We start from the raw sequence: 26,760 nt of genomic DNA on the forward strand, positions 1-26,760 counted from the left end.
TATTCCCAGAGGAGGTATAATTTATGGATTTTGAAAAATTGCAAGCCGCTTTTGATAGCTCTATAAAAGATATCCGCATAAAGAGCGAAAATGTTAGAAAATGTTTTGATAAAATGGATCTTGAAAAATCAATACATGAAGCATTCAAACCTTATAATAAAATGATCGAAAAACTTAATTTGAAATAAGAAAACCGCCTTATATGAGGCGGTTTTCTTATACCCGTTTTTAGGAGGTAGCCATGAAACCAGAAGGCTGGCAAGCCCAGCGCCGTATTGAATCTGATTATGACCGTGCTATCCGCAGGCTGCTGCAGCGTTCTTGGCAGATTATTGGTATTGATCCTGACATGATGAATCCATGGGAGCTGATACGCCGAATTGAACGCCTAGCCAACACTGGCAGTTTTGAGCATTTTTCGCAAGCCATTGCAAAAAAGATGGTTACGCAGACCTTTTTCGATACTGCCAGGACCTGGCGGCAGGCAGCAAAAGGCGGATCTAAAGGCCGATTGATTTTTGAAGCACTGCGCAATGAAATGCAGGGGCCTATCGGTAATACGGTGTATGCGCTGATTGACCGTAACGCGGGAATCATCCGCAGTATGCCTTTTGACCTGGCCGCGCAGGCGACGCGATACATCCAGGCTGAAACGCTAAAGGGCAGGCGGCATGAACAGATTGCTCAGGAGCTGCTTGCCAAGTTCCCGAAGATGACGGCCAGCAAAGCCGCAGTAATCGCGCGCACTGAGGCGGCAAAGTCTCATACAGCTTTAATACAGGCCAGAGCCGACAGGTTAGGTCTATCGTGGTATGTGTGGCGTACAAGTCAGGACGGACGCGTCCGGAGCAGCCATAAGCATATGGAGGGGGTTCTTTGTCGGTTCGACACGCCGCCAGCGCCTGAACTACTGGCCGGTGAAAAGAATGTTGGCGCATATAATGCAGGTGAGATTTATAACTGTCGGTGCTATCCTGAACCGTTAATTGACATTATGGATATATCCTGGCCGCGGAAGGTCCATTATGGTGGCAAGATTGTAAGAATGAGTAAAGAGCAGTTTAGAAAGGTGGCGTAAAAGGTGAATGACCTTACAAAGAGTGTGATGGAAAGACAGGGCGGATATAGACCAACAAATGGAGAAATGCCGCCACCTCCCAAAGTAGAGGGTAGCGCAGTTTTGCACAGTACTAAGATAAAAGTTATAGAATCTATGATACGTCTTACTCCAGAAGAAATAGCGATAAGTAGTGTCGGTTATGCACCGCCTGAAACTAGTGATGAAATTGGGCATTGGGTACTGCATTTTAAAAATGGCTTACGCATACATCTATTTGCAGATGGAACGCAGCAAGCAGAATTAAAAATACGATAGGTTTTGACCGCTTAACGGCGGTTATTTTTTATGCCTGAGAGGAGGTGAACCATGCGCGCATTTTACGGGACACGTTTCAGTCCCAATATGACCCAAACTCCGGAAGGATTTGTTATTTGCCATAACGTGCCTATTGCCCGGACCGGCTGGCAGGACTATTTCGCGCGGGAAATCGGCTTACAGGGTGAACAGCCTATCAAAGTATACCGGTCAGAAGAGGAAGTCTTCTCCCCCGCCACTATCGCCAGCTTTGAGGGTAAACCTGTTACAGACGATCATCCCGCCCAGGATGTTAGGCCGGACAATATTGCCGCCTACGGTAAAGGCCATGCTCAAAATGTACACCGTGGCAGCGGTACCCAGGCAGATATATTGCTGGCCGATTTAGTGGTTACGGACCCTATCCTGCTATCTGAGATTGAAACCGGCAAGCGTGAAGTCTCCTGCGGCTATGACTGCGATTACATCCCCAGGAGCGACGGGAAAGGTTATGACCAGGTATCGATCTACGGTAATCATGTTGCGATAGTGGAAAGAGGCCGCGCCGGGCCGCAAATTTCTATACGAGATTCTAAACCCAAAACGCAAGGAGGAAAAACAAAAGTGAAGATTGATTTAAATGCACTGAAAGGTAAACTCTTGAAAGCGTTTGCCACCGATGCTGAACCGGAAGAATTGGCTGCCGCTCATGAAATGTTAGGCGGGCAAAAAGAACCGGCCAAGGACGAGGAAATGCACAGCGAAAAGACCGAGGAAAATTTTAATGCCCAAATCCTGGCTGCTATCAAGGCTTTGCAGGCCGATGTGGCCGCGCTAAAAACCGGCAAGGCTGAACCCGAGGCCAAGGACGCTTTAACCGAGTTAGAAGAAGAAATGACCAACGGTAAGCCGGATGAAACTACCACGGATGAAACGCCCGAGGAAAGTGTCACTATCCCGGTAGAGGAAATGAAGAATGAAGACGGCTCCAAGGTCATGGACGCCAAAACCATGGACAAAGCCTCTGTGCTGGCGGCTATTAAAGCCATTAAGCCGATTATTGCCAATCTCCCGCCCACGGAGCGCCAAAAAGCGTCTGACGCTCTTACCAAGGAACTGCGGGCGGCTTTACAAAAGCCCACTCCAACTCAGGACGCCTATGCTGACATTATGAAACGCAAAAAGGCCGCCGATGCAGCCGGCGAACAGGGAGACTTTGGCAAGAATTGCGCCAAGCACAATCCGCACATGAAAAAGGAGGGTAAATAATGCCTGGTAAAGTAATAGGAATATCCTTTAACAACGGGTATCCCGGTACTATCTCCCGTTTAGGCGATGAGATCAGCCGGACGCGCCCACTCAAAGAAGGTTCTGAGGATTTGTATTTTGGCGATCCCGTTATTTTAAATACCGACGGAACCTTTCAAAAGTTTGGCGCCAGCAATACCGCAGCCCAATTTGCTGGGGTTGCAATGCGTCGAATTAAAGGCGCCACACAGTATTTGTCACAGAGTCGCGCCTTTTATACCAGTCTTGAGCCTACGGACGTACTGGAACGCGGTGGCGTCACTGTCAATGTGAATGTCGGTACTCCTACGATTGGCGGCGCAATATATATTCGGATTGCAGCTAACGCGAGCATTCCTGCTGGGGTTGTTGGCGGCTTTGAAGCTGCTGCCGATGGCACGAATACCATTCAGCTCACAAATGCCAAATGGGCCACGCTTAAGGATGCAAACAGCGTAGCGGAACTTACCATCTTAACCCGGCAGGGTGTATAAGGAGGATTTTTCATGAAAAAAGTATATACACTTGACGGCGCAGCTGGCATTCCCCGCGGATTTGCAGCACGCCCGATGACCATGGACGTCGCTGCCATTTCCGGCGGTAATGCCTTTTTAGTAAGTGAACTGGAGAAACTGGACCCGACTCTATTGGAACCGCTCACCAGCTCAACCTACGCCAGGGATATTCCCATAGAGAGCGGTGGCGGCTGGGTGGAAACCACGTCGGTGATGAATGTTGACTACGCAGTAAGTGGTGGCCAAGCTGACGCAGTTGGCGGCGTCCAAAATAATGTACGTCTTATTCAGGCAAACCTGGATAAGGACTTGTTCAAGGTATATCCGTACGAAGTAGCGATGCAGATTAAATTCGTCGATATGGAGCGCGGCAAAGTCACTGGCCGGAGTCTGGAGCAAATATATGATGACGGAATCCGGTTAGACTGGGACAAATACCTGGATATCAATACTTATAAGGGGCAAGCGGCTTACGGCACGTATGGCCTTGTAAATCATCCAGGCGTAACGGTGGGCGCTGTAGCTCAGAACGCTGGCGGCACGTCTACTCTGTGGAAAAATAAAACGCAGGATGAAATTCTGTATGACATTAACCAGGAAATTACTGCTGCTTGGGCAGCCGCTCAATACGATCAGTCGGCGGTCGCCAATCACATTTTGATTGATACACCTAACTACGCATATATTGCAAGCACAAAAGTATCCGGCCAGGCGGACAAGACTATATTGACCTTCTTGCTCGATAACAATATTGCGAAGGAAAAAGGGTCTAATCTGTTTATCGGCGACTGCCGCTGGTGCTTAGGTGCAGGTTCTGGCGGCACAAATCGTATGGTAACTTACGTAAATGCTAAACGGTTTGTCAACATGCCTGTACCTGTATCCCTATCTCGGGTGATGACGCAGCCTAATGTCAATACGGCCAGCTACGACAGCTTGTACGTGGGCAATGTAGGTCAGGTACAGGTCAGGTATACGCAGCCTATCCGGTACGCGGACGGCATATAAGGAGGACCTATTATGCGGATATACACAAAAAAATCGTTTGAGTTTAAAAACGTGGCTGGGGATAAGGTTGTAACCCAGCCGCTTTCCTTTACCGATGTGCCGGACTGGGCGGCAAAAGACCAAATATTCAAATGGGGTAAAGAAGACGGCGATATCATGGTAACGGAAACGGCCAAGGAAGAAGCAGCAGCTGAGAAGACAGCAGATGACACCGACGCACAGACTATAGCCGACGCGGAAGCTGCCGCCAAGGCAGAGGCTGAGGCAAAAGCTGAAGCGGATGACAAGGCTAAGACCAATAAGGGTAAATAATCATGTACGTATATGACAGCGGCAGCGGAAGCCTAATTGCTGCCGCTTCTAATTTGCGTTCAGGTGATAACCCGCCGTTTGAACTGGCCGACTTCTACGCGCTGTACCCAGCTTACGGTCCCAGGGAAATTCCGTCCGAAGATCCGGAAGGCGAATCGGTTATTACCTATTTGGTAGATCCCGGCATTATGGAAATGTATATCGGTATGGCTGATGCCGTAGTTAAAGAGTCACGCTGGCGCAGGCAGTGGAAAATTGCCATGGGCTTGTTTGTAGCGCACTTTTTGACCTTGTATCTGCAGAGCCTGGCCAATGCCGACAGTACAGCTGCCCAGGTAGTAGCTGCTGGACAGGCGCGGGGGCTTATGTCCTCTAAGTCTGTCGGTGACGTATCCGTGTCTTATGACTTTTCAACTATCGCCCAGGGCCTGGACGGCTGGGCTGCTTGGAATCTGACTACTTACGGTATGCAATACGCTACGCTGGCCAGGATGGTGGGTAAAGGCGGCATGTACGTATGGTAAAAGGTACTGTAGCCGTTAACTCTAAAGGAGATCCCAATATCTTGAAAAAGATTATGGCCGATATCGGCCAGCTTGAAGTTTATGTAGGTATTCCGGAAGAGGAAGCCAGCCGGCAGAGCCAGGGGGAAATCAATAACGCTGAGCTGGCTTATATCCATACTCACGGTGTACGGTCTAAATCTATGCGGGGGAAAATGCAGTCTGACCTAGACCACGGAATGGCCTATTCCAAGGCCTATGAGCTGTATATCCAGGAACACGGCTCCCCTCTTTGGCGATCCGTGCCGCGTCCGATCATTGAGCCGGCTATAGAAAAGCACAAAGAGCCTATTGCCGATAAACTAAAGCCCGCTCTTACTGCTGCCCTGGATGGCGACGAGCAAGGAGCGCGTGACGGCCTGGAAGAAGCCGGTATGTTTGCGGCAAACAAAGTGAAGGACTATTTTACTGATCCTGAAAACGGATGGAAGGAGAACAGTCCGAAGACTATTGCCGCAAAAGGCAGCGACAGGCCTCTGATTGACACCGGCGCACTCAGGCAGGCTATCACGTATGTTTTGGGGGAAAAGAAATGATTAATATTGCTGAGATTATAAATGATCCGGATTTTTGCCAGGCGTTTAGTGTATTTCGTAAAACCGGTAAAACCGGTAAATGGGTAGAAGGGGAATATATCCAAGCAGAACAAGAAATAAAAATGCGTGGTGTTGTTGTTGCCGCCAATACAAAAGATTTACTACAGGTACCGGAAGGAGACCGCGTGAAAGGAGTTATGGCGTTCTATTCAACAGCACCACTTCTGGTAACTAATGAAGCCGGAACTTCTGATCAAGTTGTTTGGCACGGGGAGCGGTATCGGTTGTTCCAACTCTGGCCATATGTAGACTATGGATATTACAAAGCTCTAGGAGAGCGCATGGCGGGGAATTAAATGGATTTCAAGCAACTGGAAAAGTTGTTCTGGCAAGCGACCATGCAAATACTTGGTTTAGACCCCACCATCCCTGAAAACGTGAATAAAGTTCGGCGTACTTACTCTACTGACGGTCAGCCTGCATGGAAGATTGACGAAGATGTTGTTTTTATTCGCCTGTTTGAAAAAGAAGACGATTACACCAAGCAGCTTGACAGTGTTTATGAACCCAGAGCAAGCACTGTTATTAAACAGTCGGCCCGTACCCGCGTCTGGGAAGTACAGTATGTGGCCTATGGGCCGGTCGCCCATGCTAATATTAATAAAATCAAAGACGGTGTTTTCCGGCAAGACGTAAAGCGTCTGCTGTCGGCGAGCTCCGTCTTTTTAATTCCCAACTTGCCGACTTGCAAGCGCGTCCCGGAACTGTTTGGCGGCCAGTGGTGGAATCGCTGGGATACTAGCTTGAATTTTAACGAGTTGTACCGGTTACCGGATGAGGATGTGGGACGCATCGAATCGGTATCGGTAGCAACTTACTACAACAGATAGGAGTGTGAAGTATGGCAGGTAAAACATTGCCGCTTGATCCGGTCGTTAACATACTTGTAAATTTAGCAGCTAAGTCAGCTGTGAGAAAAGCCTTTAACCTGGCATTGCTCATAGGAGAAACCACCATAATTCCGCAGAGTGAACGTATCAGAACCTATACCGGCATCAGTGAAATGCTAGAAGACGGCTTTAAAACGACGGATCGTTTATACAAGGCAGCCGCGCTTATCTTCGGGCAAGCCAAAACGCCGCCGAAAGTGGCGATAGGCTGCATTGGTACTGTTACGGAAGATGAAACCACTCGGGTAGAAACGCCGGTGGAAACTATCGCGGCCTGCCGGGAGGCTAATGGTGAATGGTATGTAGGAATCTATTGCGCTGATATCACGAAAGCGGAGCATTTGACCGTCGCTGAATATATCGAGGCCATTACGCCTAATAGCCTGTATACCTACACCACCAGCGATGCTGATGTATTGACAAATGACGACGGTAACATCTTTGCAGCTATGAAAGCCAAGAATTACCGCCGTAGCCTAGGGCAGTATTCCAGCAAGCATGACGATGCTGTTTGCGCTATAATCGGCTGGGCTATGGGGGCCATGACGGGGACTGCCGGCAGCGCCTACACCATCGCCTACAAAACAGAAGTCGGCGTGGAAACTGAGAATTCGAGCAGTGTTTTTGCTTCGAGTACGGTGGATAAAATCAAAGGCAATAACGGCAACGTCTACATTAACCGCGGCAGTTCCTATGATATCTTCGAAGAAGGAACCATGGCTGATGGCACCTGGTTTGATGAAATGATCTTTCTGGACAAGTATCAGAATGACATGCAGCTCTCTTTGATGGATCTGTTATATCAAAGCAACAAGATTGCCCAAACGGAAGCTGGCATGACACAACTGAAGGATGCCATAAAAGAAGTCTGCGAAACTATGAATAAAGTAGGTTTTATTAAATCCGGCGTTTGGAATTCGACTGCGGTTTTGAGTCTTGCAAAGGGTGACACCTTGCCAAATGGCTACCTGATTCAGTCTGAGGCAATCGACGAACAGGCGCAGGCTGACCGAGATGCCCGGAAAGCGCCGAATATTTATGTATCACTCAAGTTGGCCGGCGCTATTCACCATGTTACTGTCCAGGTAGATGTAAACAGATAAGAAAGGAGATTCTAAATATGGCTGGTTTTAACACGTACAGTTTTACCGATATAAACGCAACCATTTCTCATTCGTCATATGGATCATACACGATTCAGGGCGAGGGGATTGGCGATATCAATATTGCCAAACTGACGGACCGTACTGTCCATGATGTTGCTGCTGATGGTACTATTATGGTTTCGAAAATTGGCGGCAACAACGGTAATGTGACGATCAATGCCCAGCAGACCTCTACGCTGCATAATTTCCTGCAGGGGATGTTTAACTATCTCTGGAGTGCAGCGACCGATGAATGGGCGCAGGTCAGCCTTACCGTAGTGGCACCGAAGATGCAGAAAACTTTCTACTGCACCGGGGGCGCATTTGTGAAAGAGCCGGATGAGCCGTTCCAAAGCCAAGGTCAGCGCGTGGCCTGGGGCATTTTATTTGCCGATATTCAAAGACTGCCGATTTAAGGGGGACATGTAGATGTCAAAGCGGGAAACTGAAAAAATCATTACTATTTCCAATCGCAAATTTAAAATTGAAAAAATGGATGCTCTGACCGGCAGCTATATTGCATTTACTCTGGCTGAAAAGTTTCTGCCCATGGGACTGGAGGCTAAAGCAGGTCTTGCAAATATGCCGAAAGACCGGACTATGTTATCACGGACTGAATTCGCGCAGTTGCAGAAGGACTGCCTGGGCGTTGTAAGTGAGGTTTTACCTGCGCGTGCAGCCCCGGTGATTGCGGAAAATGGTTCCTGGGGAGTTGAGAATATTGCAAAGGATACGCGTCTGGTCTTACTGCTCACCGTGCATGCACTGGCGTTCAATATCGCGGGTTTTTTCGACGGCGAGGGCCTGCAGGAATTGAAAGCAGGCCTTGCGGATATCTTCCCTGTGAGTATGCCAACATCGACGGATACGCCTACGCCCCCGTAATTGCGGGCATGTGGAAGCAGCATGAAGCCTGGGACGGCACCTATACGCTGGATGACCTGATGGATGCACACGAAATACTGGTAGTTCGGGATGAAAACCGGCACCGGGCAGAGGAATACGCCGAGCAGCAAAGGAGGCTGAATAATCCATGATTGGTGAAGTCATAAAGCAATATCTTGTCAGCCTGGGTGTACAAATTGACAAGCCCGGATTCAATCAGATGCAGTCTACCCTGAACCAGACCAGCAGCACGGTCACGGCGGCCACGTCTGGCTGGGTGAAGGATTTTGTTAAGGCAGGAACTCTTATCAGCACGGCGCTGGCCAGTGTGTCTGCCTCCATTGCTGGTGTGATGGCGTCTGCGGCCAAACAGGACCTGGCTATGGAGAAGTACTCCCGTAGTATGTTGGTATCCAAAAGCGCCGCGCTGGAGATGAAGACGGCCATTGACGCCCTGGGCGAATCGGTGCAGGATATTCAGCTCACACCGGAGCTAATGCAACGATACCGAGCGCTTGTTTCTGATGGCCGCAATATGAAAGTTGGCGGCGACTATGAAGGAACGATGAAGAATTTCCGGGACCTCATTTTTGAATTTACCCGGGTGAAGCAGGAAGCCAGTTATGCGCTGCAGTGGGTGGGCTACTATCTCATGAAGCACCTGTCGAAGCCGCTGGCTGATGCCAAGACAAATTTTAAGTCCTTCAATGATAACCTAATAAAAAATATGCCCGTGTGGACTGAGAAAGTCGCACGGGCATTGGTTTATATTATTAACGTGGGCAAGCACTTCCTGGATTTACTCAAAACTATCGGAAAAACCATATATGACGTGTGGGACGCCTTTCCTCGGGGAATAAAGATTGCTACGGCTGCATTAGCCGGTTTTTTTATGGTGTTAAGGGCGTCCCCGCTTGGCCGTATGGTAGCCCTAGTCAGCTCACTGCTGCTTATGGTTGATGATTATTTCGGTCATATGGAAGGCAAGCAGGCGGCCATGGGGCCCGTTTGGGATAAGCTAAACGGTTATATGGATACTGCCAAGCAAAAACTGGCCGAGTGGGGCGAAAAGCTGGCTCCGGTATGGGACGCCTTTGTCAGGTATCTGGATTTAGCTAAAGATGGTGTAATCAACCTGGCAGGGAAATTCTCTGACTGGATACAGGAAGTCGGGCAATCCGATGCACTCAGCGAGTTTATAGGCAATATGAAAGAGTTGGGTAGTGCCTTTTATGAATTGGGTTCTGGTGTTATCCAGTGGGTATCTGCTGCCTTTCATGATTTGCTGGCTTCGCTGCAAAAGCACGACACGGCAAGCAAATTTACCGATCTTATGGGCCGACTAAAAGGCATTCTATGGGGATTGCTTGGTGTGTTCAAAGACTGCATTCAGACGGTAGCCCAGTGGTTCAGCGAGATTGCACGTTCCGAGGAAATGCAGGATTTTATTGACGCGTCAGTGGAAATGTTCGGCGCTTTGATGGATTTGTTCAATGCTCTGATGAGCTTGGTTACTGTTGCCTTTTCCGGATTCTATGGCGAAATGGAAAAGACCCAGAAAGCGTATACTTTCCGGGATGCGGTGCGCGCCGTGGTAGGCATGATATCGTCCATGGTGAGGGTAATTTCAAGTGTCATTGAACTTTTAGCCAAGTTCTTTAAAATGATGGCAGATAGCCGGCTGTTTAAGGAGTTTTGGCGCGGTATGGGCCAGGCCGTTAAAGCGTTTAGCGATATTGTGTTTGGTGCGATCGGTATGGTTGGTAAGCTGGGGCAAGCACTGCTGGCTCTGGTTCGTGGGGACTTCAAAAAGGCGGCAAAGCTGGCAGGAGATGCGTTGCTTGGTAAGGCAGAGGCAGGTGGAAAAGTAAATCGAAATATTAAAACTAAAGAAGAGTTTTTTGCTGCCGTGGCAGCGCAAGAATCAGGCGGGAACTACAGCGCCCAAAATGAACGGACGGGTGCTTTTGGCAAGTACCAAATCATGCCTGAAAACTGGTCTTCATGGGCTGCTACTGCGGGATTATCTCCTTACGCAGAGCAAACACCTGAGAATCAAGAAATTGTTGCAAAGCATATCCTTGGTAGTTATTTTGATGAGTATGGAGCAGAAGGTGCTTTTGTGGCTTGGTATGCCGGTTCTCAAAATGGAGCTAGATGGAGGGATGGCGCGCCAGATGCAATTGGTGCAAATGGTCAGCATTATGGATGGGATTATAGGTGGAGTGAAAATGAGCCGTCTATTAAAGAATATGTAGAACAAGCATTAGGGAAGGCTGGCTATATTAGCAACGAAATTCAAGACGTATCATCATCTAAGTCAGCGCCTGAACAGCCAGCACCACAAGGTAAAGAGCCTGTTTACCGAAACCATCAAAATGATATGCGTGAGCCTACATGGTGGGATCGGGTCCAAGACTGGTGGGAGCAATTTGATAAGCCTAGCTCTTCGTCAAGTGATAGCGGTTTAGTTCGTCCGTCAACTTATTTTGCCAACGGATTCGCAAATTCTGATCCAGTGTTGCTCAATAATCTAATGAATGGAAGTTATCCGATATATGCTCATAACTCAGGTGGTGGTGTTACTAATATCACCTACCAGGTTGAAGTTGGCGGCGTTGAAGTGACGAATACCAATGCATCGCCTGCGGAAATTGGCAAGGCTGTTGGCGATAAAACGGCTTCTAGTATCAATGATAGGGCAAGGTATGTTTTACAGAACCGGACATTGAATGGCATACAAGTATAATAAGGGGCTATTATTCAGCCCCTTATTATAACTCACTGATTGACTTTTTGATTCCTTCCTGCATTATTCGAAACGCGCCAGATGCTACCATTTCGTTATCGACATAGCATTGCCAAGAATAATCTCCTGGATTAAGCGCCATTCCTTTATAATCATCAGGAACTATGGAGCTTGCCCATTTATCGCTAGTACCTTTAGTTGAATAATAATAGGTTCTATTGTTTGGGGCATATATTACAAAGTTGGCAGTATAGTTGGTATTGCTAAGGTTGCCATATTTATCTCGTAAACCGATTTTCAATAAAGGACTACTGGAATGTTGCCATGTGTGCGAACTAGCAATACTTATAGCAGAATGGACGAGCAAAAGCATTGCAATTAAAATTAAAACTTGTATTTTTTTCATGATTACACCACCTTATAATTTAGCGTGCAAAATTTTGGGAGTTAGCGACGGCTTCTTGATATCGCTCCGCCATAAGTTTTGAAACTAGGTCGCAAATAGTATCGTAATCTTTCTTTTCTCCGTAATAGAAAGCCGCGGTTTCCTGTGATCGTTTTATATCGAAGCCAATCATTTCGCCATAATCGTTATATATCCAAGCGCCTCTTACATTAACGGTTTTACTGTTTGGATAATAAGAAACATCTTCGCGCAAAGCCCACACTCTATTATTGACAGGAAGTGAAAGACGTTTATTTATGAGCCAAGTGTCATTATTGGCTCCACTGTTTAATTCTTTCACAAAAGCTTGTCGTACTCTTTCAGTTAATGGAACCAATAAAACTTTGACTGTCCACTTCTTGTCAGTATCTTTATAATATCTGTAATAAATCATAGTATTTATAGTATCATCGTCTGCAATATATATGCTGACTGGGTCATTTTCAGAAAACATTATATCACCTAGATATTGTGTCGGTCCGATAGGAGGAAAAGGATTTGAGTATAATTCATAGGCTTGTCCCTGTTGAGTAGTTATTATTAACCCAAACAAGGCAATTATAAAAAATGCATATGATCGCGGTAATATCTTTTTCATGCTATCACGGCCTCTCTTATAGTTTAGCATTGCAAATGGGGCAAACCTTTTCACCGCGTCCAAACAGGACACGAAAAAACCAATAAGGTATGTAAAATACCAGTGCAAAACCACCGGTTATAAGCGTCAACACTAAGCATTTGATCCAGTTTGTGCCGTTATTGACAACTAAGGGACGAACATCTCTACTGCAGTATTTGCAAAACTTCATCCGATCACGACCTTTCTATTACTATTATAACAAAATTTTACATAAATATAAAATGGAGGTAAGGAAAATGGAATATAATCTCCGTATATCAATAACAGAAAAAGGGAAAGAAAGACTAAATGAGCTTGTTTGCTCAGCAATAGAAGCAGCATATCAACAATTTTACCAAGAAGCTTCTTGTGGTGAGGCTGGGCTTGTAGATATTGGCCCGGATGACTAGATTATTTTTATTTAATTTTTATATGCTTATTTCCTTTGAATGCTTTATCTAGCATACTGCCAATATCATTTTCAATTTGCTTTAAGGCGTTTGGCAAGTCACTTTCTAGCGTGATATTGGCACCGCAACTGTCACATACCACGTGAGACGAGCTTTTTTCAAGATTGGATTTTGATAATAGGATGTTGGTACTGCATTCAGGACACTTAATGTTCATTGTTCCTCCATAGACATCCGGGCATAGCAACACTTCGACAAAAACCAATAAATTCCTTGTAATATCCTGTAAAGGATGTGATTCTCATAGGTGTAAAAAAAGGTCTATCCGTAGATGGCTATAATTATTTCTCTGATATCCTGTCAGGTGATAAACAACCTGGATGGATGGACTTTTCCCAACAAATTGCCAAACTCACCGGGAAATACGAATTGATTAATATGGTATCCGGGATTGCTAACCTGGATACTTTTCTTTTTCGTACACCCAAATGGCCGATCGGCGGCGTCTACTTTGACGGCATAATGCGTACTGAGCATGTCAGCCGGGTACGGCCTACCCAGTACCCTGTGCAAACAGGTGTTACTATGACTGACCATGCGATTATCGAGCCGGCAGAGCTGACAATTGAGGTTATGATGAGCGACTGCCATACTACCTCATTTGTGACGAATAATGTATATCTTGACTTGGTTTATCAGTCATTACAAAAAATTTCTTCCTACTCAAATATTGTACAGATAAATCAGGACACGACCACAGGGAATGGGCGATCCGCCAAGGCATGGATGACCTTAAAGGCTATGCAGCTGGCGCGGCAGCCTCTCGTAGTGGAGACCAGGCTACAGACCTATCAAAATATGCTGATTGAAGAACTATCTGCTCCTGATGATGTTAAGACCCTGAACGCTTTAAAAACAACTGTTCGCCTGCGGGAAATTATTGTCGCTAACGTGGCCGAGACACAGACCAGTGCCAGGGTAGCAGCGTACGAGCAAACAAATGGGGGGCAGGTAACGGCACAAACCACGGACATTAATAAAACGGCGGCTGCTGCTGGAACGGAAGCTTTAGGAAGGTGGTTTGGTAAATAATGCTTACCATAATACCAATTCAACCTATCCCCAATCGAACTTTCAGCAGCAAAATACCGATTGACGACCAAAACCAGACTCTGCAGTTTGAACTGCAGTATAACGAGCTGGCCGGTTACTGGCTGATGACGATCCGGGATGAAAGCGGGAACGACATTATCAGCTGCTTACCGGTGATACCGGCGCAAAACATCCTGGAGCAGTACGAATACCTGGGCATAGGCAGCGCCTACGTGGTACCGGCACAAACCGTAAAGGAGCAGTGGCCGTCATTGGATACGTTGGGCAGTACATGGTATCTGGTCTGGGGCGATACCGACGGAGGGGATGTAAGTGGCTGAGGAACGCTCTGGCCGGCTTTATGGCCGTAAGTGGAAAGTAACGATCTATAAGAAAGCCTACAAAACCATAAAGAGTGATGACGGTAGTTCATCTATTACAACCGAGGATACAGAACATAGCATTGCCGTTGACGTTTCATTACTACGATGCGTTTTTAAAGTTGAGGAAACCTATGAAACTCACGTTGCTGTCTGCACATTAGAAGTGTACAACATGAATGCTACTGCGGAGGATGGTATTATTAAAGAAGGCTTCCAGGTATCTATCGAAGGCGGGTACGATGAAGGGCAATATGGCGAAATATTCACGGGAGATATAGTACAGATTATTCGCAATCGGGAAGATGGCGTTGATTACAAGCTGGAAATCTTAGCGCTCCGGGGGAGTGCCGACCTTGTTCTTAATTTTACCAAGTGTAGTATCGCTGCCGGCAGTACTCCACGGGATGGGATCAATACTTTATCCAAAAACGCTAAACAAGCAATCGCTATAGGGGAGATTAGTGATAATCTATCTAAGCAATCCCTGCCGCGCGGAAAAGTATTATTCGGTACGCCTAGCAAATATTTGCGCGATTTAGCTATTGACAATGATGCCTATTGCTGGGTCGGTAATGATGGGAAACTAGTAGTAAAAAAAGTGGCTGATGAGATTCCTGCAGAAAACGTTTTAACGCTGTCACCTGGCAATCCGAATGCAGACGTACCTGCTACAGGTCTTGTTGGCACACCCCAATACAGTGACGATGGTATTCATATTAAGATGCTGTTAGACTGTCGGGTGAAACTGTTTTCGCTCGTTAAAATTGATAACGAGTGGATTAGGAGGTCTTTGCTCAGTCTCAATATTGGGGGCGGCAATAATAAACTCGTTCAACAGAACCAGTTCGATAAAGATGGCGAGTATCTAGTATCAAAACTGGTCCATCAGGGCGATACCTGGGGTGATGTATGGACAACAGAGGTCATAGGCATAGGCCGGAATGGCAAATTACTAACATCTCAGGAAACAGCCAACGATTATTCACGGGGGTGATATAAAAAAATGCCGAAGTCAAACGAACGAACGCAGGACCCTGTAGAACTGCAGCAACGCTTCCGCGATGTTATAGCAGCAGGCCTACGTGTGGCGGCACCGGGGATTATTCAAGCCGTGGACTATGAAAAACAAACTTGTACCGTGCAGTTGGCTATCCGGGAGCGATTAAATTTTAACGGCACTCTAGAGTGGGTGGAAATTCCGCTGCTTCTGGATGTGCCATTTTTTATTTACTCCGGAGGCGGGTACTGCATGACCTTGCCAATCCAGAAAGATGACGATTGTCTGGTAGTATTCGGCGATAACTGCATGGATGCCTGGTGGCAGTCCGGGGGGATACAAAATCAAATTGAGCGTCGGCGCCATGACTTGTCTGATGGTTTTGCCATTGTCGGGTTTCGCAGTCAGCCCAATGTTATTAAAAATTACTCGCCGAATACAGCGCAGCTCCGCAATGCATCCGGCAGCGCCTATATTGAAATTGCCGGTGACAACATTAATATTGTTTCCGCGAATACGACAATAGACGGACGTTCTTTCCTGGGGCATACACACGGCGGTGTCCAATCCGGAGGCAGTAACACGGGAGGCGTGACATGATTTATCGCAAGCTTGACGACGATGGCGATTACGTATTTGGCCGAAACCAAAACAATTATATTAGCGGTGCCGATGCTGTCAATCAGGCCGTAGTAACTCGTTTGCGTCAACTGATTTACGAATGGTGGGAGGATCTTGAGGACGGGATACCAGTCTGGCAGAAGATACTGGCCAACAGAGATAAGCAAGAAGCAGAGCGGATCATCCGGGAGAGAATCCAGAAAACCAAATATGTCAAAAGCATTCTTTACTTTGAAGCTACATGGGACAACGAAAAACGGGCGCTAACTATTCAAACGTCCATTGATACTGAATTCGGCCAGACTGAAATAAGCGAGGTGATATGATGGCCTATGTCGCACCATACATTGACGATTCTGGGCTGCACATACCGGCCTACAACGATATCCGGGATGACTTGATTGCTGATTTTAAAGCAATTTATGGTCAGGATATCTACCTCGACAATGACAGCCAGGACTATCAAATGATATCTGCGTTTGCACTTAAGACCCATGATACTATGCAGCTCCTGCAGATTGTCTACAATAACCGCAGTCCGAAAACAGCGGTAGGCAGCGCCTTGGATGGCATTGTAAAACTCAACGGCATTAAGCGTAAAGCAGCCAGTTACAGTACTTGCGTTCTGACGCTGACAGGTACTGCTGGGACTGTCATCACAAACGGTGTAGTCGAAGATGATGCCGGCGTTAAATGGGACTTGCCGGCCACGGTCACGCTGGAAAGTGCTACTTACCAAATCAGCGCGCAATGCGAGGATATCGGCGCGATCGAGGCCGCACCCGGTACAATTACAAAAATAGTCACGCCGACGAAAGGCTGGACCAGTGTAACAAATGACGTACCAGCTGTGACTGGCGATCCGATAGAGACAGACGCGGAATTCCGTTTGCGGCAATCTATCAGCGTAGCTATTCCCAGCCAGAATATGCTTGACGGAACCATAGCCGGTATTGCCTCTGTTGATGGCGTGAATCGCTATAAGGTATATGACAATGATAGCAATGTAACCGATGAAAACGGCATCCCTAGTCACAGTATTGCTGCAGTCGTTGAGGGCGGCTTAGACGCCGATATCGCGGAACAAGTCTACTTGCGCAAAGGACCAGGCGGCGGCACTTATGGCGATATAGGTGTGGATTATATCAACGCGGACGGACTACCAACGACGATACGCTTTTTCCGGCCTGTATATGTGGCTACTGACGTAACCCTGACTGTGACAAAAAACAGCGGTTACACATCTGCTCTTAAGGAACAGATAGAAAATAAAATTACATCCTACATCGATGGCCTGGATATCGGCAATAACGTAACGACTACGGGTATTCTGGCAGCGGTATTGTCAATAATCTCTAACCTGTCGAAGCCACCTTTTTCTATTTCATCCCTCAATATTGGCCGCCATGGTGAAACGCTAAGCAACTCGGACATAGTAATCGCCTTTAAGGAAGTCAGCGAGGTAGGAAGCATTACTATAACGGAGGTGTAGTCATGGCGTTACTGGACAGGTATTTAAATCTCGTCAGTAGCCAGCACCGTGATAAGCCTAAATATATGGCTACGCTGTCAGCGCTGCTGCAGCCCTGCGAAGACATTTTTTCTGTAGCCGTCTATATGGATGATGAATTTGACTTGGACAATGCTACGGGCACCCAGCAGGATATACTGGGTGAAATCGTTGGGCAAAGCCGTACGTTAGATTTTCAACCAGACAGGGGCTTGTCCCCGGTATTGGATAATTTCTCCTACCTAAATTTACTACGGGCTAAAATTGCAAAGAACATGTGGAAAGGGCGTACAGCGGATCTGCGAGAGATTTGGCTGACGCTTTTCGGCAATCCGATCATAATCCAAGATAACCAGGACATGACAATTGACGTCGTTGTGGTCGGCATATATGACCAAATGACCAAAAACCTCATACAGAAAGGGTATATTGTTCCTAAACCGCAAAGCGTGGGAATAAATTACGCCTTCTCCGACGACGCCGTCTTTGGCTATGACATGGAAACTGCTACGGTAAAAGGGTACGATCATGCCGATTGGATGAATCCTAACCCGTTAGACTCTTTTGCTTATGATATGGAGGATGACGCACAGAGAATGTATGGATATGATGAAAGCTATTGGACCTAAACCAGGAAGGAGTTGTATAAATGGCTGAATCCAATTTTAAAGTTTTTAATGAAGAAATGAGTTCTGACAGGACGTTCAGCGATGCAGAATATAGCGTAGCTACACAGCGCCAGGGCGGTGTTATCCCGGGTATGGCGTTAAGCCGCCTGCATAATAAACTATATCGACAGTCTACGGCCATGGCGAAAGCAATCGCTGATTTTATAGTCGCACAAGGATATGACTGTAAAGATGATGATATCCCCGGTATTACAACTGCTCTGCAGGCCGCAATGCTAGCAATTGCAGAAGATGCCGTAGATACTCACAGTACAGCTGCCGTATTAGATCACCCGGATAATTCTGTCACGGATGCCAAAATCGGCAATCGAACCATAACAGATACGACAACAGCCGCGGCGGCTGCCAATACGCTAACCAATTTGCTCGGCATGGTTGGTTACATGTTGAAAAGTATTACAGGAAAGTCAAACTGGAATACGTTGCCGGCGACTACGATCCAGGCTATCTCTGATCTAATTGTGACTACTGCAGCCGCTAATAAGTTGCTGAAACTGGATGCAAGCGGGAAGCTGCCGGCAGATATCACAGGCAACGCAACTACTGCAACTACTGCTAATACCGCAACGAATGCTACCAATCATATTTCTGCAGCAAGCGGCGCGCATGCTGCCAGTGCGATAACGTTTACTCCTACCGGTGGCATAACGGAAGTAACCACACAAGCGGCTGTTGCAGGGGTAGATACACGCAAACTATCCAAAGACTATGCGCCTGCTACTGGTGTTAGGGTTATGAGGGATTTAGCTCAGTATGTAAACAATTCTATTGCAACAGGGACGATTAAGATTACCATACCGATCATGACCGCCATAAGCTTTTTTGATATAGATATAGTTGGTTTTAACCGTTACTACTCCGGGAGCGGATATAAATCAGCGTGGAAATTGCGGATAAGCGGACAATTTTCTACAGATGGCACTGTGTTCAATGCGACGGATGTTTTATTGTCTCCTAACGCGCCTTTTACCTCTGTAAGATGTGGTACAGATGGCACGAATTTATGTATCTTATTGGGAACTACAAGCACGGCATGGGATTATCCCGCGATAAACTTAGAGAGATTCCAGTCATCTCACACTGGATATGCAGCGTTGGCAAACAATTTTAGTATATCGTTAATAACCGCTGAAACAGGCTATACAGTAACAAGTCCTATAATAAAAACACTAGCAACCTTAGAAAGCCCTCCGCTAACCGGGACACCAACTGCGCCGACAGCGGCAGCAGGGACGAGTACTACGCAGCTTGCAACTACCGCATTTGTGCAAGCCGCGATAAATGCCTTAGGCGGGGGTGTAATTGCTTACAGCTTGGCCGAAAATGGCTATGTAAAATTCGCCAATGGGCTAATTTTACAATGGGGAAATGTGGTGCATACAATTCAGTCGCGTTTAGGCACAGATGCTTTATCCATCACATTCCCGATAAGTTTTACATCAGTTTTTGGATTTATCGCTGACAGTTCGCGATATTCGGTGGCTGATGGGCATATCTATGGCTTGCAACATGGATCGCTAACAACTACTGGCGCTAAATTGCAAATAGATCAATTTAATACGAATGGTGCCGGCCAATCTGCTACTTTTTATTGGTGTGCTGTCGGCATGTAGTCCAGTGGTAAAAGAAAGGGAGGAATACAACATGCAGTATTACGCAAAGTTTGACGGTGCGGGAGTGCGCCTAACATCACTTGTAGAGGGTGTGCATTTTCAACGGGTTAAAAATCCTATTTACAACACGGAGGCCATTGAAACAGTAATCGGACAAGACACGGAAACCGGAGCGGATATTATAGAAATAGCCGAAGCCGGAACCGTTATAACTGGCTATAATGACGATACTTTTGAGGGAGTGCCAGACGGTTACGTTGCCATAACAGAGGACGAACAAAATTTGTATGCCACCGGCCAGTATATCCGCGACATGGAAACCGGCAAGCCGGTGCCGAAACCGGAGTATGTACCAACTGCAGAGGAAAAGTTAACTGCAATCCGAGCCAAGCGAGATCAGTTGCTGAGCGAAACTGACAAGTATATGTTGAGTGACTATCCTATCACTGATGTTGAACGCGAGGCATGGAAAGCATACCGGCAAGCCCTCAGAGATATGCCTGAGACGTGCGATACAGATAATCCAATATGGCCGGTGAAACCTGAGTAAGAGCCAAGATTTATTTGAGGTGATACTATGCCGCGTGAACCTTGCCGCTAAGAGCGGTTATTTTTATGCTTATTTTTGGGGGTGGGGTTTTGGGTGAGAAGGAAGCTTGTATGGAACACAGTGGTTGTGAAGCTCGCATAACTCAATGCGAAAAAAATGATGTGGACATTTTCAAAAGGCTGCGTGAAGTAGAAATGGCTGTGTGGAAAGCGGCAGGAGCAAGCGGGGTTGTGACCGCTCTTTTAGTAGTCGTATTAGAAAGGGTGATGAAATGATATCGCAAAGCGAATTGCAAATTGTTTTATGCGCCGCCGGGACAATCCTGGCGGCTCTTGTATTGGTCCTGATCGTGCACGTAGTTTATCGGGGATTGCCGGCGGGCAAAGCCAAAGAAAGCCTGAAAAAAATCATCTATGAACTGGATCGGCACGCAGACGATATGGAGAACCGAGAAAAACGGGCAGCGGCCATTCAGGCAGTCATGGACTTGCTTGGCTGGCGCCGGATTGTCGTACCAAAGGTTTTAGTTGGCTGGCTGATCGATGCGGAAGTGGCCGCGATCCGGAAGATTCAGCAGGTGACGGATACGCCGGACCTGCACAAGGAGGAAGTCTAGTTATGGGTAGTAAGTATTTTTCTGATTCGGAGTTGGCCTGCAAGTGCTGCGGCCAACTCCCGGTTAACGGCATGGATGAAAGACTGCTGCAAGTACTCGATGCAATCCGGGGGGCTGTGGGCGCCCCGGTATCAATATCCTGCGCCTACCGTTGCCCGTCTCATAATGCCGAAGTTGGCGGCGTACCCAATAGTCAGCATGTCCAGGGTTGTGCTGCTGACGTGTTGGTGCCGAATGGCATGAGCGTCAATGAATTGGCCGAGATTGCCGAGCAATGCGGCGCTGATGGAATCGGCCGGTATTATGACAGCCTATTTGTCCATATTGACACACGCGGCTATGCGGCGAGGTGGTCTGAGTGACACCGGAAGAGTTTATTTCATGGTTAGCGCCAGCGGCACAGGCCCAGTGTAAGCCGTATGATTTGCCGGCCAGTGTGCTTATTGCTCAAGGCGCGTTAGAAAGTGGCTGGGGTAGGTACAAGATCGGTGAATACAATATTTTTGGCCGTAAATGGGGCGGTTGGGGTAACTACATTGAGAAAACCACCTGGGAGTGTTACAACGGAGAATGGCAGCAGATTACGGCTAAATTTCAGGGATATGAGTCCCTATTGCAAGCGTGTGACGATTGGTGCATCCTGATCACCCAGGAGTCATATTATGCCGATGCATGGGCAGCCTGGTACAATACACACGATGTAGAGCAGTTTGTTCGTTCATTAGCCCCGGTATATGCAACTGACCCGGATTATGCTGATAATTTGCTCAGTACAATCCGGGCTAATAATCTAACAAATTTTGATTAGTCTTATTTGATAGGAGGCGTTTTAATGTATGATAAAAAAACTACTATCCTTATTATTGGTTGCCTGCTTGCTGGTATTGCCGCTTGGTACTTGTTCGGCAGCAGAGCAGATGTATCTGATATCGGACAGTCAACTGACGCAGTTAGAACAGAACTCAACGATACTAAGGGACAAATTGACGAAGCTAGAGGACACGCTGACACAATCACAGACGGACTTAAGGGAATCCAGACTGGAATTGGAAGCGTGTCAGGTAGAATTAACGGCGCTGCAGGAAAAATCGACAGCGCTAGTGATCGAATCGGAAATGCTCAAGGCGAACTTGGAAGCATCAGAGAAGTCCTTGACAAAAATGACCGGATATATCGATCAGTTAGAGAAGCAGGTCCGGTCCAAAATTAATAAGCTCACCTGGCAGCGGAATTTGTTTGCCGGGGCCGCGCTGTATCTGGCGCTTAGATAACTACTGCCGCCTGCCGGGTTCGTCCTGGTGGGCGGCTTTTTTATTTTATATCTATCCAAAATTACAGTTTCATGTACGGATAAAGAGTAGGAGGTAATGTAATTGTTGCAGCTGCGGAATGTACTTAAGTGGAGGCGACTTGTGGCATTTATTTGACAATATTATTGTCTATCGGGTACCGGGCGGGCAAATTCTCGTTTATAAATGAATGTAAATTTTGCAAAATTATGGCAACGTTAGAGGTTTTTTTAGTTTTTTGTCTAATTATCAAAGAATGAATCTTGTTAAGGTGGTTTTGAAATGGACGTTGAATCACTTACAATAGGTTTAGAGAATGAGGAATTGGACAAAATATTATTTGAGAGTAGATTTGTTAATGTAAAAAAGAAGGATAATGACCTGATTTATAGAAGTATTGTAGAGAGTTATGGACTTGATAAGATTCATGACAACGGGTTGCAACCTCGTTCCTTTTTTGAAATTAGCTGTGGATTGAGTGTTATCAAGAAATTAGGAATTGAGATAATTGCTCCGATTTACAACCTACCTTTTACTGTTGCAAAACGTAGGAAGCCGGCACAGACTGCCTTTGCAGATTGTCGTATTGAAAGAAGACATATATATTTAGTTCCCGATCACACGACTACTAGAATTTTAGATGATCAGGAATTTCATATTAGTGGGATAGAAATGTTACAAGGTGACAATGAAATCGAAGAATCCGTTGCCGAAAAATGGATAAGAGAAATTCAAAAACTAGATGTAGGTCATCGTGTTGCCGGTAGTATCCTTCACGAGCAAGGACACATTTTGACATTCGATGCTATGGACAAGACCAACATTAGCAGTCAGTCTGCGTTATTTAAATGGCTAGATGCTTATGGTTATCTTGATAATTGCTCAGAAAGAATAGTATTGTTTTCCCAATTAGAACCAAGTATAATGATAAACACAGCGTTAGAGTCATTAGCAGAAGATTATAGGTTGAGCCACTTTGTTAAAAGCTGTGAGCATACATGTTGTTTACCGCATTCGCTTAGTTATGTCCAGGATATCTTATATCCTGAGAAATTTTTGAAGGGAGTTGAAATCATGAAAGAATTACTATCTAAGCGTCAATTAAAAGCTGCTGTAAGGCCGAGCACTAAAGGGTCGCTTGAAGCTATTCTTCCGTTTGGGGAGGCGCAACGCTGCGATTCCATGAGATGTTATTCGCATGGTAAGATCACTCCCCTTACTAAAGAAGACAAGGCTAAGGCATTAGAGAAATTGCAAAAGTTAGAGTGTTTATAAAAGTTATTTTAGTGATCAGATAGCGACCTAACCGCATCCTCCGGGGTGCGGTTTTCTATTCTAACAAATATAAGCATATATAATAAAAGTTGAATAATTTGTGTGCGTTTAATATGATGGTTTTGAAATACTATCAAAATAGGGAAAAGGGGCTATTGCGCCATGCTCTGGAAGGTATTTTGCCTGACGATGTCCTCTGGCGGAAAAAGAGTCCTTACCCTAAGACGCATAACCCGTCCTATACCAAAGCGGTTGTCGGCGAAGCGCTCGCAGTTCTCAATAATCCGGCTTCACCTTTATATCAGCTGCTTGATATGGATGTCCTAAAACGGATTGCCGAGACCGATTTGTCTGCATCCAACATTCCCTGGTTTGGGCAACTGATGAGCGGGCCGCAGTTATTTGCCTATCTCATACAGGCCGATCACTGGATGCGTGAATATAAAGTGCAAATAGTATAAGCTGGGATAAAATAATTGAGCCGAACTGAGATTGCCCCTAGCAGAGGATCTTAGTTCGGCTATTTAATTAGCAGATTTACGTTAGCTTTCGTATATGGCTCGGTGCAAGCCGTGATTTTAAAATAAAGCTGACTGTCTGTCTATTAAGGAACGGACTTCCCGAACCGTAATGGTTTCATCGCCCTGGGGGTGGCCGATCAACAGGGGGGAGCAAGGATCATGCCGGGGACTGTTTCTGGATACTGTTTTTTCACTGGTAGTGGCATAACAATAAACGCAACCATGCCGGCAGCAGTCATAAGCGCCAAGATCGATACTTTCAATGCACTTGCAGGCGGGGCGCTGGTTAGGATCTTTTTTGGACTGAACAGAAGCGCCTAACATGTTTGCAAGCAGACTTGGATCGATACATGCGGCGCGGGCAATGCCATAGGAAGTAAAATCCAATGTCTCCGAGCAGGTCATTAGCCGGAGGTTATGATGTCCTGCAATCGCGGAAAAGCTCTGGGCGATCCGCTTCTTGTCGGCTTCACTTACCTCGGTGGCAATTATCGCCTTTGCATTTATCCTGACTCTTGCATACATGTCAATAAAGCTAAATATGCAGGTATTTGTATAGTCTGCAAGGCTGGCGCAGAGCCGGCCAAAAGCATCGAGATGATACTCCAGCGGGAATTGTTTATTGATAAACACCGGGTCATAGCGCCAAATAATCCGGTGTTTGCCGATTTTGTGGCTTAGCTTTTTGAATGTTTCCAGGATTTCGCGCTTGGCGGGCAGGTTTTTTTCCACCTGCTGATCATACGGTGTGATGGTAAATTGAAAGTAATACTGATAACCCAGATCATCAATTACTTTAAGTTTGTTCAGCATTGGCTGGGGGTTTTTGGTCCAAAACACAATACAATCCACGACAGACGGGTCTAGGGCAACATTGGCAATACGTTTGGGATTACGCGGATTTTGAATAAGGACAAAGCCGGCCTTCAGGCGATTGATCAGCCAATCCGAAAAGAAGGCCGGAATATCTGTCCGTCTGCTGGCGCTTATTATCATATGCTGACACCACCATGTTTTATTGGCATAGTTTCCGTGGATATCACAACTGCATAGGCTTCTATTGAAAATTAGAACGCTGCTGTTAACTGCAGTTTATATTTCTGGCACTGGTTTAATTTTATCCGATGACTAACCTTCAGATGGGTTAAAGCCCCGCCTGAAGGTTAGTCTACTTTATTTTACAGGAAACAGTGTTGTCTGTCTTGGAAAATATCATGACGAATTTTGTTATATTGCGGCGAATGTTAATTACTTATTAAGTTTTTTCTTGGAAATCCTGTCGATAAAAGGGAAAATGACTGTGGAAGGCGAATTATTATTATAGTAATATTACCTGCGGAGTGTAGTGATTATGTGGGAGAATATGAAAGCTAAATTCAAAGAATTTACAAATCAGATGAAAACCATTAAAACGCCGGCACTTCCTAAACCCAATCTATCTGCAATGGTTGCCGGTTCCAGGAACGGTCTGGGCAAAATGGCCGCCAGCATTGAGCCTAAGCATCTCATCTACTTTGCTTTAATCTTATTGCCGGCTATTGTTGGTCTGGGCGCTTATTACGGTATTGTCGACAGTAAGGCTAAACTGGAAGCAGCTAATCTGCCGGAAAACCAGCTGAGCCGTATGGCTATAAGTTATTCGGCGGAGGATTTTGTCAAATATGCCGGCAGGGGTGAGAAGGAAATTACCGCACTATTTTTGCAGGCCGGTATGCCTCCGGATTCTTACCGCAGCAGTGACGGCTATACACCGCTGCATGCCGCGGCTGCTTATGGACGCACTGCGGTAGTGCGCCAGCTTTTGGAAAAAGGCGCCGATGTTAACGCGCGTGATAAGGACGGTCAGACAGCGCTTATGAAGGCCGTATGGAACAGTCAGGCTGACGTAGTCGCCGCGCTATTGCAAAAAGGCGCTAATCTCGCCGTTAGCGATAGTAAAGGCAATAATATTGTGTCAATGGCCAAAACCAAAAGTGACCGGCGTACGCTTGAGGTACTTGTCAGAGCCGGTATAAACGATCTTAAGGAAAACTTAGATAAAGTGGTTCCGGCCAATAAAAAGGTCGAGCCAGCCAATACGAGTGAAGTTAAATCTCAGGTAGCTGCAACCGGTCAACCTGGGGGAGTAAAGGCCGGCGCTGCCAGGAACTTTGCGTCGGCAACACAGCCGCCCGGTGAACTTGTTCTGGCGACAGGTTTTGCCGGCAACGTCGGCGTGGGAAAGTCGGTCGATAGCTTGTACCAGCAGTTTGGCCGGCAGGCAGTTGCTGCCGGCGAAGAATATCTTTCAGGCTATAACTATCCGGTCTTAAGAGCTTATCATAATGGCTCCGGCTCGCCTTCACTGATTGTTTTCTTTGCTAAGAGCAAACAAAATCAGGATAGAGTGGTAACAGCCATCCGGGTTTTGGATGACCGCTATAAAATGTCGAACGGTATTGGGGTAGGTGCGACTTTGGGTGAACTCAGGCGTGTAGGCAATGTAAGTTCCATTCAGTACACCGATTCGCTGTATGCTATTGCCAAGGACAGCAAAATGCGTTACGAGCTTGACATTAGTGCTGACAACATGCCTGTTGCCTGGCTGAATGGCGGCGATACCAATACGCTGCCTGATGAAATGAAGGTCAAAAGCATTTATATCTTCTAACTGAATTTTGTTGACAACAGTAACATAGGTATGATATTCTCAAGTTACAATATTACATAGGTACGTGTTACCTAGGCTGATTAGACAGACTAAAGGCCAAGAATTATCCTCAAGAGGTTAATTCTCGGTCTTTTCTTTTTGCCCAAATATTCATTAATCATTATGGGAGGTAACTA

38 protein-coding genes are annotated in these 26,760 nt (G+C 46.4%); 34 read left to right on the forward strand and 4 right to left on the reverse strand.

Features of this window, described 5'->3' with window-relative positions; all coding sequences use genetic code 11:
- The first annotated feature begins 23 nt into the window (after positions 1-23).
- From SATMO3_RS05960 to SATMO3_RS06035, 16 genes are read left to right on the forward strand one after another with little or no spacing between them, the layout of a single operon-like run.
- On the forward strand, positions 24-188 hold the full coding sequence (locus SATMO3_RS05960) for a hypothetical protein (RefSeq protein ID WP_371378881.1): 165 nt from the start codon (positions 24-26) through the stop codon (positions 186-188).
- 53 nt (positions 189-241) lie between these two features.
- Positions 242-1,078, forward strand: coding sequence for a phage minor head protein (locus SATMO3_RS05965; RefSeq protein ID WP_371378884.1), 837 nt, complete (start codon positions 242-244; stop codon positions 1,076-1,078).
- Positions 1,079-1,081: 3 nt separating this feature from the next.
- A complete protein-coding gene (locus SATMO3_RS05970; RefSeq protein WP_371378887.1) occupies positions 1,082-1,375 on the forward strand; it encodes a hypothetical protein in 294 nt (97 codons plus the stop codon).
- 51 nt (positions 1,376-1,426) lie between these two features.
- Positions 1,427-2,623: a DUF2213 domain-containing protein gene (locus SATMO3_RS05975; RefSeq protein ID WP_371378889.1), complete on the forward strand. Its 1,197-nt coding sequence runs from the start codon at positions 1,427-1,429 to the stop codon at positions 2,621-2,623.
- A complete protein-coding gene (locus SATMO3_RS05980; protein ID WP_371378891.1) occupies positions 2,623-3,135 on the forward strand; it encodes a hypothetical protein in 513 nt (170 codons plus the stop codon). The genes SATMO3_RS05975 and SATMO3_RS05980 overlap by 1 nt, the downstream gene beginning before the upstream one ends.
- A gap of 12 nt (positions 3,136-3,147) precedes the next feature.
- The gene (locus SATMO3_RS05985; RefSeq protein WP_371378894.1) at positions 3,148-4,164 is read left to right on the forward strand and encodes a DUF2184 domain-containing protein; all 1,017 of its coding nucleotides are present in this window, start codon (positions 3,148-3,150) and stop codon (positions 4,162-4,164) included.
- A gap of 12 nt (positions 4,165-4,176) precedes the next feature.
- Positions 4,177-4,476, forward strand: coding sequence for a hypothetical protein (locus SATMO3_RS05990; RefSeq protein ID WP_371378897.1), 300 nt, complete (start codon positions 4,177-4,179; stop codon positions 4,474-4,476).
- 2 nt (positions 4,477-4,478) lie between these two features.
- On the forward strand, positions 4,479-5,000 hold the full coding sequence (locus SATMO3_RS05995) for a DUF4054 domain-containing protein (protein ID WP_371378899.1): 522 nt from the start codon (positions 4,479-4,481) through the stop codon (positions 4,998-5,000).
- Positions 4,994-5,575, forward strand: coding sequence for a hypothetical protein (locus tag SATMO3_RS06000; protein WP_371378902.1), 582 nt, complete (start codon positions 4,994-4,996; stop codon positions 5,573-5,575). Before SATMO3_RS05995 ends, SATMO3_RS06000 begins: the two co-directional genes overlap by 7 nt.
- A complete protein-coding gene (locus SATMO3_RS06005; RefSeq protein WP_371378905.1) occupies positions 5,572-5,931 on the forward strand; it encodes a hypothetical protein in 360 nt (119 codons plus the stop codon). The genes SATMO3_RS06000 and SATMO3_RS06005 overlap by 4 nt, the downstream gene beginning before the upstream one ends.
- A complete protein-coding gene (locus SATMO3_RS06010) occupies positions 5,932-6,465 on the forward strand; it encodes an aldehyde dehydrogenase (RefSeq protein ID WP_371378908.1) in 534 nt (177 codons plus the stop codon).
- 11 nt (positions 6,466-6,476) lie between these two features.
- Complete coding sequence (locus SATMO3_RS06015; protein WP_371378911.1) at positions 6,477-7,628, forward strand: DUF3383 family protein; 1,152 nt, start codon at positions 6,477-6,479, stop codon at positions 7,626-7,628.
- 17 nt (positions 7,629-7,645) lie between these two features.
- Positions 7,646-8,086 carry a phage protein gene (locus SATMO3_RS06020; RefSeq protein ID WP_371378914.1) on the forward strand — a complete coding sequence of 147 codons (441 nt, stop codon included), beginning with the start codon at positions 7,646-7,648 and terminating at the stop codon, positions 8,084-8,086.
- 13 nt (positions 8,087-8,099) lie between these two features.
- The gene (locus tag SATMO3_RS06025; RefSeq protein ID WP_371378918.1) at positions 8,100-8,555 is read left to right on the forward strand and encodes a phage tail assembly chaperone; all 456 of its coding nucleotides are present in this window, start codon (positions 8,100-8,102) and stop codon (positions 8,553-8,555) included.
- An 8-nt stretch (positions 8,556-8,563) separates the two neighbouring features.
- On the forward strand, positions 8,564-8,707 hold the full coding sequence (locus tag SATMO3_RS06030; protein WP_371378921.1) for a 4-alpha-glucanotransferase: 144 nt from the start codon (positions 8,564-8,566) through the stop codon (positions 8,705-8,707).
- A complete protein-coding gene (locus SATMO3_RS06035; protein WP_371378924.1) occupies positions 8,704-11,304 on the forward strand; it encodes a transglycosylase SLT domain-containing protein in 2,601 nt (866 codons plus the stop codon). Before SATMO3_RS06030 ends, SATMO3_RS06035 begins: the two co-directional genes overlap by 4 nt.
- A 25-nt stretch (positions 11,305-11,329) precedes the next feature.
- Here the strand turns inward: SATMO3_RS06035 and SATMO3_RS06040 are convergent, their stop codons facing one another.
- Both SATMO3_RS06040 and SATMO3_RS06045 read right to left on the reverse strand, forming a co-directional pair.
- Entirely contained in the window at positions 11,330-11,710 is a 381-nt protein-coding gene (locus SATMO3_RS06040) for a hypothetical protein (protein WP_371378926.1), read from the reverse strand.
- Between the two features lie 19 nt (positions 11,711-11,729).
- Positions 11,730-12,347, reverse strand: coding sequence for a hypothetical protein (locus SATMO3_RS06045; protein ID WP_371378928.1), 618 nt, complete (start codon positions 12,345-12,347; stop codon positions 11,730-11,732).
- Positions 12,348-12,625: 278 nt separating this feature from the next.
- On the opposite strand from SATMO3_RS06045, the gene SATMO3_RS06050 reads away from it, so the two are divergent.
- Complete coding sequence (locus SATMO3_RS06050) at positions 12,626-12,778, forward strand: hypothetical protein (RefSeq protein ID WP_371378930.1); 153 nt, start codon at positions 12,626-12,628, stop codon at positions 12,776-12,778.
- Positions 12,779-12,785: 7 nt separating this feature from the next.
- On the opposite strand, the gene SATMO3_RS06055 is transcribed toward SATMO3_RS06050, so the two are convergent.
- Positions 12,786-12,995: an MJ0042-type zinc finger domain-containing protein gene (locus tag SATMO3_RS06055; protein ID WP_371378933.1), complete on the reverse strand. Its 210-nt coding sequence runs from the start codon at positions 12,993-12,995 to the stop codon at positions 12,786-12,788.
- A 167-nt stretch (positions 12,996-13,162) separates the two neighbouring features.
- Between SATMO3_RS06055 and SATMO3_RS06060 the strand changes: the two genes are divergently transcribed.
- The 16 genes from SATMO3_RS06060 to SATMO3_RS06135 all read left to right on the forward strand — a co-directional run bounded on the left by SATMO3_RS06060 (position 13,163) and on the right by SATMO3_RS06135 (position 23,874).
- Entirely contained in the window at positions 13,163-13,870 is a 708-nt protein-coding gene (locus SATMO3_RS06060; RefSeq protein WP_371378935.1) for a phage baseplate protein, read from the forward strand.
- Positions 13,870-14,211, forward strand: a complete 342-nt coding sequence (locus tag SATMO3_RS06065) for a hypothetical protein (protein ID WP_371378937.1) — start codon at positions 13,870-13,872, stop codon at positions 14,209-14,211. Before SATMO3_RS06060 ends, SATMO3_RS06065 begins: the two co-directional genes overlap by 1 nt.
- The gene (locus SATMO3_RS06070) at positions 14,204-15,247 is read left to right on the forward strand and encodes a hypothetical protein (protein ID WP_371378940.1); all 1,044 of its coding nucleotides are present in this window, start codon (positions 14,204-14,206) and stop codon (positions 15,245-15,247) included. Before SATMO3_RS06065 ends, SATMO3_RS06070 begins: the two co-directional genes overlap by 8 nt.
- Positions 15,248-15,256: 9 nt before the next feature.
- Entirely contained in the window at positions 15,257-15,850 is a 594-nt protein-coding gene (locus tag SATMO3_RS06075; RefSeq protein WP_371378943.1) for a Gp138 family membrane-puncturing spike protein, read from the forward strand.
- Positions 15,847-16,197, forward strand: a complete 351-nt coding sequence (locus tag SATMO3_RS06080; RefSeq protein ID WP_371378946.1) for a hypothetical protein — start codon at positions 15,847-15,849, stop codon at positions 16,195-16,197. Before SATMO3_RS06075 ends, SATMO3_RS06080 begins: the two co-directional genes overlap by 4 nt.
- Entirely contained in the window at positions 16,194-17,363 is a 1,170-nt protein-coding gene (locus SATMO3_RS06085; protein WP_371378948.1) for a baseplate J/gp47 family protein, read from the forward strand. The genes SATMO3_RS06080 and SATMO3_RS06085 overlap by 4 nt, the downstream gene beginning before the upstream one ends.
- A gap of 2 nt (positions 17,364-17,365) precedes the next feature.
- Positions 17,366-18,010 (forward strand): DUF2612 domain-containing protein, encoded by a 645-nt coding sequence (locus SATMO3_RS06090; RefSeq protein WP_371378950.1) that lies wholly within the window; start codon positions 17,366-17,368, stop codon positions 18,008-18,010.
- A gap of 20 nt (positions 18,011-18,030) precedes the next feature.
- Positions 18,031-19,683, forward strand: a complete 1,653-nt coding sequence (locus SATMO3_RS06095; protein ID WP_371378952.1) for a hypothetical protein — start codon at positions 18,031-18,033, stop codon at positions 19,681-19,683.
- A 31-nt stretch (positions 19,684-19,714) separates the two neighbouring features.
- Positions 19,715-20,233: a tail fiber assembly protein gene (locus tag SATMO3_RS06100; RefSeq protein WP_371378955.1), complete on the forward strand. Its 519-nt coding sequence runs from the start codon at positions 19,715-19,717 to the stop codon at positions 20,231-20,233.
- An 89-nt stretch (positions 20,234-20,322) separates the two neighbouring features.
- Positions 20,323-20,508 carry a hypothetical protein gene (locus tag SATMO3_RS06105; protein WP_371378957.1) on the forward strand — a complete coding sequence of 62 codons (186 nt, stop codon included), beginning with the start codon at positions 20,323-20,325 and terminating at the stop codon, positions 20,506-20,508.
- Entirely contained in the window at positions 20,505-20,849 is a 345-nt protein-coding gene (locus SATMO3_RS06110) for a hypothetical protein (protein ID WP_371378960.1), read from the forward strand. The genes SATMO3_RS06105 and SATMO3_RS06110 overlap by 4 nt, the downstream gene beginning before the upstream one ends.
- A 2-nt stretch (positions 20,850-20,851) precedes the next feature.
- Entirely contained in the window at positions 20,852-21,211 is a 360-nt protein-coding gene (locus SATMO3_RS06115) for a YcbK family protein (RefSeq protein ID WP_371378962.1), read from the forward strand.
- Positions 21,208-21,657 (forward strand): glycoside hydrolase family 73 protein, encoded by a 450-nt coding sequence (locus tag SATMO3_RS06120; protein ID WP_371378964.1) that lies wholly within the window; start codon positions 21,208-21,210, stop codon positions 21,655-21,657. Before SATMO3_RS06115 ends, SATMO3_RS06120 begins: the two co-directional genes overlap by 4 nt.
- 28 nt (positions 21,658-21,685) lie before the next feature.
- Positions 21,686-22,120, forward strand: coding sequence for a hypothetical protein (locus tag SATMO3_RS06125; protein WP_371378967.1), 435 nt, complete (start codon positions 21,686-21,688; stop codon positions 22,118-22,120).
- A 300-nt stretch (positions 22,121-22,420) separates the two neighbouring features.
- Positions 22,421-23,413: a hypothetical protein gene (locus tag SATMO3_RS06130; RefSeq protein WP_371378970.1), complete on the forward strand. Its 993-nt coding sequence runs from the start codon at positions 22,421-22,423 to the stop codon at positions 23,411-23,413.
- Between the two features lie 113 nt (positions 23,414-23,526).
- Positions 23,527-23,874, forward strand: a complete 348-nt coding sequence (locus tag SATMO3_RS06135; protein WP_371378973.1) for an asparagine synthase-related protein — start codon at positions 23,527-23,529, stop codon at positions 23,872-23,874.
- Between the two features lie 117 nt (positions 23,875-23,991).
- Here the strand turns inward: SATMO3_RS06135 and SATMO3_RS06140 are convergent, their stop codons facing one another.
- Positions 23,992-24,930, reverse strand: a complete 939-nt coding sequence (locus SATMO3_RS06140; RefSeq protein ID WP_371378975.1) for a DUF1848 domain-containing protein — start codon at positions 24,928-24,930, stop codon at positions 23,992-23,994.
- Between the two features lie 355 nt (positions 24,931-25,285).
- Between SATMO3_RS06140 and SATMO3_RS06145 the strand changes: the two genes are divergently transcribed.
- Entirely contained in the window at positions 25,286-26,584 is a 1,299-nt protein-coding gene (locus SATMO3_RS06145) for an ankyrin repeat domain-containing protein (protein WP_371378978.1), read from the forward strand.
- Positions 26,585-26,760 lie beyond the last annotated feature (176 nt).

The sequence above is a fragment of the Sporomusa aerivorans genome, from assembly GCF_041428895.1.
Lineage (GTDB): Bacteria > Bacillota > Negativicutes > Sporomusales > Sporomusaceae > Sporomusa > Sporomusa aerivorans.

Bases quoted from the DNA above. Each gene is read 5' to 3' on its own strand.
- SATMO3_RS05960 (WP_371378881.1), top strand. From the start codon at position 24: ATGGATTTTGAAAAATTGCAAGCCGCTTTTGATAGCTCTATAAAAGAT.
- SATMO3_RS05965 (WP_371378884.1), top strand. From the start codon at position 242: ATGAAACCAGAAGGCTGGCAAGCCCAGCGCCGTATTGAATCTGATTAT.
- SATMO3_RS05975 (WP_371378889.1), top strand. From the start codon at position 1,427: ATGCGCGCATTTTACGGGACACGTTTCAGTCCCAATATGACCCAAACT.
- SATMO3_RS05980 (WP_371378891.1), top strand. From the start codon at position 2,623: ATGCCTGGTAAAGTAATAGGAATATCCTTTAACAACGGGTATCCCGGT.
- SATMO3_RS05985 (WP_371378894.1), top strand. From the start codon at position 3,148: ATGAAAAAAGTATATACACTTGACGGCGCAGCTGGCATTCCCCGCGGA.
- SATMO3_RS05990 (WP_371378897.1), top strand. From the start codon at position 4,177: ATGCGGATATACACAAAAAAATCGTTTGAGTTTAAAAACGTGGCTGGG.
- SATMO3_RS05995 (WP_371378899.1), top strand. From the start codon at position 4,479: ATGTACGTATATGACAGCGGCAGCGGAAGCCTAATTGCTGCCGCTTCT.
- SATMO3_RS06000 (WP_371378902.1), top strand. From the start codon at position 4,994: ATGGTAAAAGGTACTGTAGCCGTTAACTCTAAAGGAGATCCCAATATC.
- SATMO3_RS06005 (WP_371378905.1), top strand. From the start codon at position 5,572: ATGATTAATATTGCTGAGATTATAAATGATCCGGATTTTTGCCAGGCG.
- SATMO3_RS06010 (WP_371378908.1), top strand. From the start codon at position 5,932: ATGGATTTCAAGCAACTGGAAAAGTTGTTCTGGCAAGCGACCATGCAA.
- SATMO3_RS06015 (WP_371378911.1), top strand. From the start codon at position 6,477: ATGGCAGGTAAAACATTGCCGCTTGATCCGGTCGTTAACATACTTGTA.
- SATMO3_RS06020 (WP_371378914.1), top strand. From the start codon at position 7,646: ATGGCTGGTTTTAACACGTACAGTTTTACCGATATAAACGCAACCATT.
- SATMO3_RS06025 (WP_371378918.1), top strand. From the start codon at position 8,100: ATGTCAAAGCGGGAAACTGAAAAAATCATTACTATTTCCAATCGCAAA.
- SATMO3_RS06030 (WP_371378921.1), top strand. From the start codon at position 8,564: ATGTGGAAGCAGCATGAAGCCTGGGACGGCACCTATACGCTGGATGAC.
- SATMO3_RS06035 (WP_371378924.1), top strand. From the start codon at position 8,704: ATGATTGGTGAAGTCATAAAGCAATATCTTGTCAGCCTGGGTGTACAA.
- SATMO3_RS06040 (WP_371378926.1), bottom strand. From the start codon at position 11,710: ATGAAAAAAATACAAGTTTTAATTTTAATTGCAATGCTTTTGCTCGTC.
- SATMO3_RS06045 (WP_371378928.1), bottom strand. From the start codon at position 12,347: ATGAAAAAGATATTACCGCGATCATATGCATTTTTTATAATTGCCTTG.
- SATMO3_RS06050 (WP_371378930.1), top strand. From the start codon at position 12,626: ATGGAATATAATCTCCGTATATCAATAACAGAAAAAGGGAAAGAAAGA.
- SATMO3_RS06055 (WP_371378933.1), bottom strand. From the start codon at position 12,995: ATGAACATTAAGTGTCCTGAATGCAGTACCAACATCCTATTATCAAAA.
- SATMO3_RS06060 (WP_371378935.1), top strand. From the start codon at position 13,163: ATGGACTTTTCCCAACAAATTGCCAAACTCACCGGGAAATACGAATTG.
- SATMO3_RS06065 (WP_371378937.1), top strand. From the start codon at position 13,870: ATGCTTACCATAATACCAATTCAACCTATCCCCAATCGAACTTTCAGC.
- SATMO3_RS06075 (WP_371378943.1), top strand. From the start codon at position 15,257: ATGCCGAAGTCAAACGAACGAACGCAGGACCCTGTAGAACTGCAGCAA.
- SATMO3_RS06080 (WP_371378946.1), top strand. From the start codon at position 15,847: ATGATTTATCGCAAGCTTGACGACGATGGCGATTACGTATTTGGCCGA.
- SATMO3_RS06085 (WP_371378948.1), top strand. From the start codon at position 16,194: ATGATGGCCTATGTCGCACCATACATTGACGATTCTGGGCTGCACATA.
- SATMO3_RS06090 (WP_371378950.1), top strand. From the start codon at position 17,366: ATGGCGTTACTGGACAGGTATTTAAATCTCGTCAGTAGCCAGCACCGT.
- SATMO3_RS06095 (WP_371378952.1), top strand. From the start codon at position 18,031: ATGGCTGAATCCAATTTTAAAGTTTTTAATGAAGAAATGAGTTCTGAC.
- SATMO3_RS06100 (WP_371378955.1), top strand. From the start codon at position 19,715: ATGCAGTATTACGCAAAGTTTGACGGTGCGGGAGTGCGCCTAACATCA.
- SATMO3_RS06110 (WP_371378960.1), top strand. From the start codon at position 20,505: ATGATATCGCAAAGCGAATTGCAAATTGTTTTATGCGCCGCCGGGACA.
- SATMO3_RS06115 (WP_371378962.1), top strand. From the start codon at position 20,852: ATGGGTAGTAAGTATTTTTCTGATTCGGAGTTGGCCTGCAAGTGCTGC.
- SATMO3_RS06125 (WP_371378967.1), top strand. From the start codon at position 21,686: ATGATAAAAAAACTACTATCCTTATTATTGGTTGCCTGCTTGCTGGTA.
- SATMO3_RS06130 (WP_371378970.1), top strand. From the start codon at position 22,421: ATGGACGTTGAATCACTTACAATAGGTTTAGAGAATGAGGAATTGGAC.
- SATMO3_RS06135 (WP_371378973.1), top strand. From the start codon at position 23,527: ATGATGGTTTTGAAATACTATCAAAATAGGGAAAAGGGGCTATTGCGC.
- SATMO3_RS06140 (WP_371378975.1), bottom strand. From the start codon at position 24,930: ATGATAATAAGCGCCAGCAGACGGACAGATATTCCGGCCTTCTTTTCG.
- SATMO3_RS06145 (WP_371378978.1), top strand. From the start codon at position 25,286: ATGTGGGAGAATATGAAAGCTAAATTCAAAGAATTTACAAATCAGATG.